Origin of the sequence: Butyrivibrio sp. DSM 10294 (assembly GCF_028539135.1) — a bacterium.
Lineage (GTDB): Bacteria > Bacillota > Clostridia > Lachnospirales > Lachnospiraceae > Butyrivibrio.
This window is the reverse complement of record NZ_JANSWL010000082.1, coordinates 46,436-56,736: the sequence shown is the minus strand read 5'-3', so window position 1 is coordinate 56,736 and position 10,301 is coordinate 46,436. Positions and strand designations below refer to the sequence as shown.

Here is a 10,301-nt window from a genome sequence, read left to right as displayed (position 1 = left end):
CATACCCTATACCTATAGAAGAGGTAAAGAAAGGGTATGATCATATAATACGAGGAAATTCCTCCGAATTTCCTATTAAACAAAAAACGCTCCGCTATGGATGCGCACTCGCGCGTAAGGTATATGTTGCATAAATGCAACATATACCTTACGCGCGAGCATGAAATGCGGAATGTTCGTGGGCGAAATCAAGTAGGAGTCAGCCTACTCGATTATATATATTTCACATATATATTATATAACATTTAAGGAGACATTATTATGAAAAAGAAAATGCTGGCAGTCCTTATGGCTGCGACAATGGTAGCTGCAGTAACAGCAGGCTGCGGAGAAAAGGCAGTTCAGGAAGCTGAACCCCAGGCCACAGAGGCAGTAAGCGAAGAAGTAAAGGAAGAGAACGTTGAGTCAGTCACAGCTGAAAAGGCTGAGGAATCAGCAGAGGACACAGCAGTTCTTGAGGATGGAACCTACACAGCAACTTTCACAACAGATTCAAGCATGTTCCACATCAATGAAGCCTATGGAGATAAGGGAATTCTTAAGGTGCAGAATGGAGAGATGACCATTCATATCACACTTCCTTCCAAGAATATCGTCAATCTTTTCCCGGGAAGTGCCGAGGATGCCCAGAAGGACGGCGCAGTTCTTCTTGAGCCCACAACAGACATAGTTAAATATGAGGATGGAACCACAGAAGAAGTATACGGCTTTGATGTTCCCGTACCTGCCATTGACGCAGGATTCCCGCTGGCTCTTATAGGAACCAAGGGAAAATGGTACGACCATGAAGTAACAGTATCTGATGTTCAGGCATCTAATGGAGAAGAGGACGAGAAATTGGCTAAGGAAGTAGCAGATCTTATTGATGCAATTTATGTTCAGACCTACAACGACAACACCTACGCGGATTGCGAAAAGGCTAAGGCAGCCTGGGATGCTCTTACAGATGATCAGAAGGAACTTGTAGAGGGCGAAGATGCAGATCCTGACTACTTTGGAAGAGATACAGGAGATGCAAGTAAGGATGATCCCCTTAATGGAGATGATATCGGAGAAAATGAGCTTCTTGTTGTAAGTTTCGGAACATCCTTCAATGACAGCAGAGCCAAGGACATCGGCGGTATCGAGAAGGCCCTTGCAGCAGCTTATCCTGACTGGTCAGTTAGACGAGCTTTTACAGCTCAGATCATTATCAACCACGTATACGCAAGGGATGCTGAGAAAATCGACAACGTGGAGCAGGCCCTTCAGAGAGCTGTTGACAACGGCGTTAAGAACCTTGTTATCCAGCCTACACACCTTATGCATGGCGCTGAGTACGATGAGCTGATGGAAGTTGTTGAGAGCTACAAGGACAAGTTCGAGACAGTAGCCATCGCTGAGCCTTTACTTGGAACTGTGGGAAAAGATGCTTCCGAGATCAACGAGGATAAGGAAAAGGTAGCAGTTGCTGTAACAGAGGCAGCAGTAAAAGAGGCCGGTTTTGCCGATCTTGCAGCAGCAAAGGATGAAGGAGTAGCCTTCGTATTCATGGGCCACGGAACTTCACATACAGCAAAGGTTACCTACAGTCAGATGCAGACTCAGATGCAGAAGCTTGGTTATGAGAACGTATTTATCGGAACCGTTGAGGGCGAGCCCGAGGAGACCGAGCTGACAAATGTTATTGCAGCAGTAAAAGAGGCAGGCTACAAGAAGGTTGTGTTAAGACCCCTCATGGTTGTTGCAGGAGACCACGCCAACAACGATATGGCAGGAGATGATGAGGATTCCTGGAAGAGCGGCTTTGAAGCAGACGGAAGCTTCGAGAGCGTAGACTGCCAGATCTCAGGTCTTGGCGGAATTGAAGCAGTTCAGGATATCTATGTTAAGCACACAGGTGATATGATCAAATAATAGGTATGGAGCAAAAAAGAGAGGTTGTTCAGTATATAAAAAGCCTTATTCTTCTGCTTACAATATTCTTATGTATTACGGGATGCGGCGGTGTTTCCGATGGGGAATACACCGCATCCGTGGTGCTTAAGGGAGGAAGCGGTAAGGCATATCTAGAGAGCCCATGCCGCGTCACCGTAAGGGACGGGAAGGCTGTGGCAACACTGATATGGAGCAGCTCCAATTATGATTATATGGTGGTTGACGGACAGACTTTTTACCCTGTCAGCACCGAGGGCGGCTCTGTATTTGAAGTTCCTGTTGTTCTGGGAAAAGAGTTCGTAGTTCAGGCGGATACCACTGCCATGAGCAAGCCTCACCTTATTGAATATACGCTGCTTCTTACTATTGGAGGCGGTGACGGTGCCGAAGAGACTGCAGCTGCTGATAATCAGGCAGAGAGTAGTGATGTTACTAAGAATCCATCAAATGGGGCTGCGCTACAGCCGCCTGCAATATCGGGCCTTACCTATATTTCTACAGACGAAAATGCCTATGCGCAGTGTTACCGCATTCACCGTTACAGCGATGAATACGTTGTAATAAGCGTGGATGATGGCAGTAACTACCTTCTCATTCCGGAAGGAGGAGAAATTCCACAGGTTTCATCCGATATCACTGTACTTATGAGACCGCTGGACTCAGTATATATGGCGGCTTCAAGTGTCATGTGCCATTTCGACAGCCTTGGAAGCGTTGGAGACATCGCTTTATCAGGCACCATGCAGGATGACTGGTACATTGATTCGGCAAAAGAGGCCATGGAGAGTGGAACCCTTGCCTATGGCGGTAAATACAGCGCTCCCGACTATGAGCAGATAGTCATGAAGGACGTGGATCTTGCCATTGAAAACACTATGATCCTGCATGTTCCCAAGGTTCGGGAGAAATTGGAACAGCTGGGAATTCCGGTTTTTATCGACAGGTCAAGCTATGAGCAAGAACCCCTTGGAAGATGCGAATGGGTTAAAGTATACGGCGTTATAGCCGGCAAAGAAGAGGCTGCCAGTGAGATTTTTTCTGAGCAGGAGCAGCATGTTGAGTCGCTGGATTTAAGTGATGTTTCAGGCAAAAACGTTGTGATCTTTTCCATTAATTCCAATCATCAGATAGTTACCAGAAGAAGCGGAGACTATTTTGCCAAGATGGTGGGGATGGCAGGAGGAACGTATCTGGCGCCAACAGGAGATGATGACAGCGTAGCATCCCAGGTAACTATCAGTGTTGAGGCGTTCTATGACTACGCACAGAATGCCGACATACTTATCTATAATGCAACTATTCAGGATGCGCCGGAGACTCTTACGCAGCTCGTTGAGGAGGACGCCGTGTTTGGCGACTTCGGGGCTGTTTTATCGGGAAATGTCTGGTATACGGATAAGTCCCTGTATCAGCTCTCTGACAGCACGGGAACCATAATCAGGGACCTTTACAGCGTAATAAATGAGGAAAAAGAGGAAACGGAGTTTTTCCATAAACTTAAGAGGTAAAATATTTGGCCAAAAATCTAATGATCCAGGGCACCATGTCCGGAGTTGGAAAAAGCATACTGACAGCGGGGATACTAAGAGTTCTTATGCAGGACGGCTATAGAGTTGCGCCCTTTAAATCCCAGAACATGGCCCTTAATTCCTTCGTAACCCCTGACAACAGGGAAATAGGGAGAGCCCAGGCCCTTCAGGCTGTGGCGGCGGGAAGACAGCCCTCTTCGGACATGAATCCGATACTTCTGAAGCCTATGGGGGATACCACCTCGCAGGTCATTGTTAACGGGCTTCCCATAGGAAACATGCCGGCCAGGGAGTATTTCAGGATGAAGAGGAGCCTTATTCCTGATATCAGGGCTGCCTATGACAGATTGGCCAAGGATTCCGATATCATCGTGATCGAAGGCGCCGGAAGCCCTGTGGAGATCAACCTCAGGGAAAATGACATAGTAAATATGGGCCTTGCGGAGATCCTTGATGCACCGGTAATTCTTGCCGGAGATATTGATCCCGGTGGAGTGTTCGCACAACTCCTGGGTACCATCAGCCTTTTTTCCCGGGAAGAACGAGATAGGGTAAAGGGTCTGATAATCAATAAATTCAGAGGAGATGTGACGCTTCTGGAGCCGGGACTTGAGATGTTTGGGGCTTATAGTGACATCCCCTTTGCAGGGATCGTGCCCTATGTGAAGCTGGATCTTGATGAAGAGGACAGTGTGTCCGAGAGGTTAAGGCGAGGCAGCGAGACGGCAGCAGACGCCAAGGTCAGGATAGCTGTTGTAAGGCTTCCTTTTATCAGCAATTATACGGATTTTACCATCTTTGAAAATATACCGGGGGTGAGTCTGTTCTATGCGACTTCACCGGAGGAACTGGAAGATATTGATATTGTTATATTGCCCGGCACCAAGAACACTCTTGGTGATCTTACGTGGCTTTATAAAGAGGGGTTCGCCGCAAAAATAGGTGAACTTGCCGGTAACGGGGGGCTTGTTATCGGCATATGCGGCGGTTTTCAGATGCTGGGGAGATGCATCACAGATCCGGAGTGCAGTGAGACGGGAGGAGAAGCAAAAGGCCTGTCTCTACTGCATGTGGATACGGTCTTCGAAAAGACCAAGAACCTGCGTCAGGTCAGCGGGACAATCGGTAATCTGACCGGAGTCTATGCGCCGCTTTCCGGAATGGAGGTTACGGGCTATGAGATTCATATGGGAGAAAGTACTGCAGACACTGATACTTTTCCCGTAATTGCCAATGAGAATGTGCTGGGGACCTATATCCACGGCATTTTTGATTCAGCGGACCTGACACAGGCCCTGCTTAAGCTGGTTTATGACAAAAAGGGCATAACGGAGCCTGTTCCTGAGATTGAGGGAGCCTTCGTTCATCAGGAAAAAGAGCTGAACAGACTGGCGGATGTTCTGAGGCAGAGCCTTGACTGGGAAATGATCTACAGGATCATCGGAATATGATCATACTGATCAAATTCATTATTGTGTGAGGAATGTGAATGAATCTTGAACATATCAAGCCTTCTGATATAGAGAAGGAGAGCTTTAGAATAATAGGACAGGAATTAAAAGAGTTGGGAAAAGACATTGACGAAGAGCTTCTTCCCACAGTAATGAGGGTTATTCATACCACGGCAGATTTCGAGTACGCAGATACCCTTGTGTTTTCAGCAGATGTGATTGCCAAAGCCAGGAAGGCCATACAGGCGGGGGCTCATATAGTTACCGACACAAATATGGCTCTTTCAGGCATCAGCAAGAAGACCCTGGCTAAGTTCGGGGGCGAGGTTCACTGCTTTATGGCAGATGAGGACGTGGCAAAAGAGGCTAAAGAAAGAGAAGTTACCAGAGCCATAGTCAGCATGGAGAAGGCTGCAAAGCTGGAAGTACCGCTGATCTTCGCAATAGGCAATGCTCCCACGGCGCTGGTTAGGATCAAGGAGCTGATGGAGGAAGGGGCTCTTAAGCCGGAGCTGGTTATAGGCGTACCGGTGGGCTTTGTAAACGTGGTTGAGGCCAAGGAGCTTATAATAGATAGTGGCGTCCCCTATATTGTGAACAGAGGCAGAAAGGGCGGAAGCACAGTGGCTGCGGCAATCTGTAATTCTATTCTGTACAGCCTTACGAAGCGGTGTTAAGTAGTTTATGGAGATCAGTGAAGAAGGATTATTCATCGTAAAGGGTGATAAGAGGTTAAGATGCGGTTTTACTACAGGGAGCTGCGCTGCGGCTGCCTCTAAAGCTGCGCTTATCATGCTGATAACGGGAAGCGATATTCATAATGTCAGTATTATGACTCCCAAGGGGATTGCCTATAATGCTGAGATTACGGATATCGAAAGAGATGAAGCTAAGAAGACGGTGAGCTGCGCCGTTATCAAGGATGGAGGAGATGATCCTGATGTAACCGCAGGTTCCAAGGTCTTTGCAACGGTAGAGCTGGTGCAGGAGCCGAAAATCAATATAGACGGCGGAGAAGGCGTGGGAAGGGTTACCAAACCCGGAATGGATCAGCCTGTGGGCAATGCGGCCATTAACTCTGTTCCGAGAAAAATGATCAGGGAGAGCCTTGAGGCAGTTCTTGAAAAGTACGATATGACAGACCGGGGAGTGAGAGCTACCATCAGCGTTCCCGGAGGAAAAGAGCTGGCGGAGAAGACCTTTAATCCTAAGCTTGGCATTGTTGGAGGCATATCGATTCTTGGAACCACCGGAATCGTGGAACCCATGAGTGATACGGCGCTTCTTGATACCATTCGCACGGAAATAAGTGTTAGAAGAGCCGAGGGCAGGGATATGCTGATGGCGGCGCCGGGTAATTACGGCTTAACTTTCCTGCAGGAGGTCTACGGCATCGATGAAAATGACGTGGTCATGAGTTCAAATTTTATCTGTGATACCGTGAAAATGGCTGCAGAAGCAGGTTTATCAAGGCTACTCTTTGCAGGGCATATAGGTAAGCTCGTTAAAGTGGCAGGGGGAATCAAGAACACCCACTCCATGTACGGAGACCACAGAATGGAGATTCTGGCGCAGTTGTCTAAGGAGTGCCTTGACGAAGATAAATATTTAGCTGTAAAAGACCGCATTCTTAACTGCGTAATGACGGACGAAGCGGTGGGAATAATTAACGAGACAGGCCGGGGAGAGGCTGTTTTCCGGCTCATGGCTGAGAAAATAAGGGAATATCTTGAGACCTGGTCTGAGAGCAGAGTAAAGGCTGAGGTAATCGTTTTTTCCAAGGAAAATACTGAGCTTGTGGCAACGGCTGGGGCTCATGAGTGGATAAAGGAAGTATAGCTTATGGTACATTTTGTAGGTGCGGGCCCCGGAGCCAAGGATCTGATAACTCTAAGGGGCAAGGAACTGATAGAGAAGGCGGATGTGATAATCTATGCGGGATCTCTGGTTAATCCGGGGCTCCTGGACTATGCGAAAGAGGGCTGCAGCATCCACGACAGCAGCAAGCTGGACATAGATGAAGTGCTGGAAATAATTAAAAATGCGGAAAAAGAGGGACTGACGACGGTAAGACTTCACACGGGAGACCCCAGTATCTACGGCGCCATCAGAGAACAGATGGACCTTCTTGATAAGGACGGCATCAGCTACGACGTTACGCCGGGTGTGAGCTCTTTTTGCGGGGCAGCAGCCAGTCTGAATCTGGAGTATACCCTTCCGGGGATAAGCCAGAGCGTCATAATAACAAGGATGGAAGGAAGAACCAAGGTCCCGGAAAAAGAGTCGGTGGAGGCCCTGGCGGCCCATGAAGCCACGATGGTCTTTTTCCTGTCAGCGGGAGATTCGAAGAGGCTGTCTGAGAGGCTCATTGCTGCGGGACTGACCGAGGATACTCCCTGCGCCATAGTCTACAAGGCCACCTGGCCCGATGAAAAGAAGGTCATCTGCAGTCTTAAGACTCTTCCGGAGGCAGCAAGCAAAGAGGGCATAACCAAAACAGCCCTTATCATAGTGGGAAAAGCCGTAGCCCAGAGCGGTTATGAGATGTCGAGGCTCTATGCTCCGGAATTTACCACAGAATATCGCAAAGGAAAAAATAAGGATGCATGACCGCGGCAGACGCCGCATTGTGTGCGTGTTCGTAATTCTGATGATCCTGGCGATCACGGCAATACTGCTTAATCTCCTTGTGGGCAACGTAAGGATTGATCTGCGGAGCTTTTGGGAAATACTGACAGGCGCAGCGGCGGATGAGAAGAAGAGAAATATCATAATGAATATCAGGCTTCCAAGGACAATTATGGCATTTGTGCTGGGAGGCACACTTGCTGTGTCCGGATTTCTGCTGCAGACGTTCTTTTCCAATCCCATTGCGGGACCTTATATTCTGGGCGTTTCCTCAGGAGCTAAGATGACGGTGGCACTTCTCCTTATTCTGGCGGCAGGAAGGAGTTTTACCGGCGGCGTATCAGGGATAATGCTGATAGCTGCGGCTTTTGTGGGTTCGCTACTGGCCACGGGATTCATAATACTAATATCCAAGAGCGTCAAGAATATGGCGGCTCTTCTGGCGGCGGGAATTATGATAGGCTACATTTGCAGCGCTATCACGGAATTCCTGATTGCCTTCGCAGATGATTCGGATATTGTTAACCTTCACAGCTGGTCCCAGGGAAGCTTCTCCGGGGCAAATATTGAAGGAGCCATATACTGTGTAGTTACAGTGGTAGTGGGGATGCTGGGAGTACTGCTCCTGTCAAGGAGTCTCGATGCCTTCAGGCTTGGTGAGTCCTATGCCAGAAGCGTCGGTGTTAATGTAAAGCTCTGCAGAGTGCTGATAATACTGTTGTCCAGCCTTTTGTCAGCCTGTGTCACAGCCTTCGCAGGACCTGTTTCCTTCATCGGAATCGCGGTGCCCTTCCTTATGAGGGGGTCTCTTAAATCCTCCAAGCCCGTGGTGCTGATTCCGGCGTCCTTTATTTCAGGCGCAATTTTCTGCCTTTTCAGCGATCTTCTTGCCAGGATGATGTTCGCACCTATGGAATTAAATGTTTCGGCGGTTACATCCCTTTTTGGTGCACCTATAGTGATATTTATGATAATCAGGAGGCACAAGAGACATGAGAATTAAGGATCTAAGGGCAGGTTATCATAAAAAAACGGTACTTACCGGAGTTAATCTTCAGGTGGAAAAGGGAGAGATAATCTCTCTAATCGGGCCAAATGGCGGCGGAAAATCAACGCTTCTAAGGAGTATCTCCGGAGAGCTTAGGGCAATGGGCGGAGCGGTGCTTTTAGAGGATCAGGAAATAGGAAAGATTCCCCTTAAGGAGCTGGCCAGGCGCATGGCCATTGTCAATACCGACAGGGTAAAGCCTGAGCATATGAGCGCCTATGACGTGGTACTGTCGGGAAGACTTCCCTACAGCGATGGTTTCGGACTTTTTGGAAAAGAGGATCATCAGGCAGCAAAGGAAGCCTGCGAACTTATGGCTATCGGTGACATCAGTGACAGAGCATTTCTTGCCATGAGCGACGGACAGAAGCAGAGAACGCTGATAGCAAGGGCAATCTGCCAGGATCCGGAATATCTTGTAATGGATGAACCCACATCGTATCTGGATATCAGACACAGACTGGAGCTGATGGAGGTAATAAAGGGGCTCTCAGCCCGGGGAGTGACCATAATAATGTCACTTCATGAGCTGGAACTTGCACTTGAGATTTCGGCCAGATGTCTTTTGGTAAAAGATGACGGAACTACACTGTGTATGACACCGAAAGAAATAGTGGACAGCGGCGTTATACAGCCTTTATATGGGCTTTCTCTCGATATGTACAGAAAAGTAAGAAAACAACTGTTATCTGTAATAACGAGCAAATAAATTATTTTTAAAAAAATATTTTGAATATATACGGCAGGGGAAAATGGAAAAAACCGAGTGCGGAAGATATAAATTCATATGCTTTACAGAGGCCGGAAGAGAGCTGATGCTCAGGATCAAAAAGGGCATTTCCGGGGAAACGTCGGAAGAGTCAGATTATGAGAAGGCAAGCGGCCTGTCTGAATGGACAAGTGAGAACTTCAGGCAGGGAAATATACTTGTTTTTATCGGGGCGACAGGAATCGCTGTTAGAGCAATTGCACCTTTTTGTAAGGATAAGACCACAGACCCCGGAGTTGTGGTGATAGATGAGAAGGGAAGCTTCGTGATACCGCTTCTGTCAGGTCATATCGGCGGCGCAGTTGAGGCTGCGAGGGAGCTGGCGGCTATTATAGCTGCAGTACCGGTAATCACGACGGCGACAGATGTGAATGGTGAGTTTGCTGTGGACGTTTTTGCCAAAAACAATAACATGGTCATAAACGACATGAAGGAAGCCAAGGCTTTTTCCGCAAGATTGCTGGCGGGAGAGGAAGTAGAGTTTACTGTTTCGCCAAAGATGCGGAAAGAGGAGGGGCTGTGCCTTATCCCTAAGAGCACCGTTGTGGGAATGGGCTGCAGACGGGGAAAAAGCTGTGAGGAACTCTATGATTTTCTTACCGGCAAGCTTCGGGAATTGGGAATCGATGCAAAATCCCTCAAGGCACTGGTCTCAATTGATAAAAAGGCGGATGAGCAGGGGCTTATAGAGCTGGCTGAGCGCCTGGGAATACCATTTATGACATACTCGGCAGAGTTTCTGATGGAGCAGGGCGGAGATTTTGCCCACTCTGATCTGGTTATGGAGGCCACAGGCGCTGATAATGTTTGTGAGAGGGCGGTTGCGGCCTATGGCTATGACAAAATGGTCCTTCATAAGACCTCGAAGGATGGAATGACACTGGCGATAGGAATGTTGGATGTGCTGATGAAAGCCTGATCGGAGGCTGGCAGGGATAGATATAAGGCTGATAAAATCA

9 protein-coding genes are annotated in these 10,301 nt (G+C 48.2%); all 9 read left to right on the top strand.

The window, feature by feature from the left end; all coding sequences use genetic code 11:
• The first annotated feature begins 261 nt into the window (after positions 1–261).
• Genes NXH67_RS13530 through NXH67_RS13490 form a run of 9 tightly spaced genes read left to right on the top strand, consistent with a single transcriptional unit; the run spans position 262 to position 10,261 of the window.
• Positions 262–1,896 carry a sirohydrochlorin cobaltochelatase gene (locus tag NXH67_RS13530; protein ID WP_330676709.1) on the top strand — a complete coding sequence of 545 codons (1,635 nt, stop codon included), beginning with the start codon at positions 262–264 and terminating at the stop codon, positions 1,894–1,896.
• A gap of 5 nt (positions 1,897–1,901) precedes the next feature.
• Positions 1,902–3,425, top strand: a complete 1,524-nt coding sequence (locus tag NXH67_RS13525; protein WP_272797711.1) for an ABC transporter substrate-binding protein — start codon at positions 1,902–1,904, stop codon at positions 3,423–3,425.
• A gap of 5 nt (positions 3,426–3,430) precedes the next feature.
• Positions 3,431–4,897 (top strand): cobyric acid synthase, encoded by a 1,467-nt coding sequence (locus NXH67_RS13520; RefSeq protein WP_272797710.1) that lies wholly within the window; start codon positions 3,431–3,433, stop codon positions 4,895–4,897.
• A gap of 38 nt (positions 4,898–4,935) precedes the next feature.
• A complete protein-coding gene (locus NXH67_RS13515; RefSeq protein WP_272797709.1) occupies positions 4,936–5,574 on the top strand; it encodes a precorrin-8X methylmutase in 639 nt (212 codons plus the stop codon).
• Positions 5,575–5,581: 7 nt separating this feature from the next.
• Positions 5,582–6,736, top strand: a complete 1,155-nt coding sequence (gene cbiD, locus NXH67_RS13510; protein ID WP_272797708.1) for a cobalt-precorrin-5B (C(1))-methyltransferase CbiD — start codon at positions 5,582–5,584, stop codon at positions 6,734–6,736.
• 3 nt (positions 6,737–6,739) lie between these two features.
• Positions 6,740–7,507, top strand: a complete 768-nt coding sequence (gene cobM / locus NXH67_RS13505; protein ID WP_272797707.1) for a precorrin-4 C(11)-methyltransferase — start codon at positions 6,740–6,742, stop codon at positions 7,505–7,507.
• Positions 7,500–8,528: a FecCD family ABC transporter permease gene (locus NXH67_RS13500; RefSeq protein WP_272797706.1), complete on the top strand. Its 1,029-nt coding sequence runs from the start codon at positions 7,500–7,502 to the stop codon at positions 8,526–8,528. Before cobM ends, NXH67_RS13500 begins: the two co-directional genes overlap by 8 nt.
• Positions 8,518–9,282 carry an ABC transporter ATP-binding protein gene (locus tag NXH67_RS13495; protein WP_272797705.1) on the top strand — a complete coding sequence of 255 codons (765 nt, stop codon included), beginning with the start codon at positions 8,518–8,520 and terminating at the stop codon, positions 9,280–9,282. Before NXH67_RS13500 ends, NXH67_RS13495 begins: the two co-directional genes overlap by 11 nt.
• Positions 9,283–9,325: 43 nt before the next feature.
• The gene (locus NXH67_RS13490) at positions 9,326–10,261 is read left to right on the top strand and encodes a cobalt-precorrin 5A hydrolase (RefSeq protein WP_022779143.1); all 936 of its coding nucleotides are present in this window, start codon (positions 9,326–9,328) and stop codon (positions 10,259–10,261) included.
• Positions 10,262–10,301 lie beyond the last annotated feature (40 nt).

Coding starts and splice junctions, on each gene's coding strand:
- cobM (WP_272797707.1), top strand. CDS start 6,740: ATGGTACATTTTGTAGGTGCGGGCCCCGGAGCCAAGGATCTGATAACT.
- NXH67_RS13525 (WP_272797711.1), top strand. CDS start 1,902: ATGGAGCAAAAAAGAGAGGTTGTTCAGTATATAAAAAGCCTTATTCTT.
- cbiD (WP_272797708.1), top strand. CDS start 5,582: ATGGAGATCAGTGAAGAAGGATTATTCATCGTAAAGGGTGATAAGAGG.
- NXH67_RS13500 (WP_272797706.1), top strand. CDS start 7,500: ATGCATGACCGCGGCAGACGCCGCATTGTGTGCGTGTTCGTAATTCTG.
- NXH67_RS13495 (WP_272797705.1), top strand. CDS start 8,518: ATGAGAATTAAGGATCTAAGGGCAGGTTATCATAAAAAAACGGTACTT.
- NXH67_RS13490 (WP_022779143.1), top strand. CDS start 9,326: ATGGAAAAAACCGAGTGCGGAAGATATAAATTCATATGCTTTACAGAG.
- NXH67_RS13515 (WP_272797709.1), top strand. CDS start 4,936: ATGAATCTTGAACATATCAAGCCTTCTGATATAGAGAAGGAGAGCTTT.
- NXH67_RS13530 (WP_330676709.1), top strand. CDS start 262: ATGAAAAAGAAAATGCTGGCAGTCCTTATGGCTGCGACAATGGTAGCT.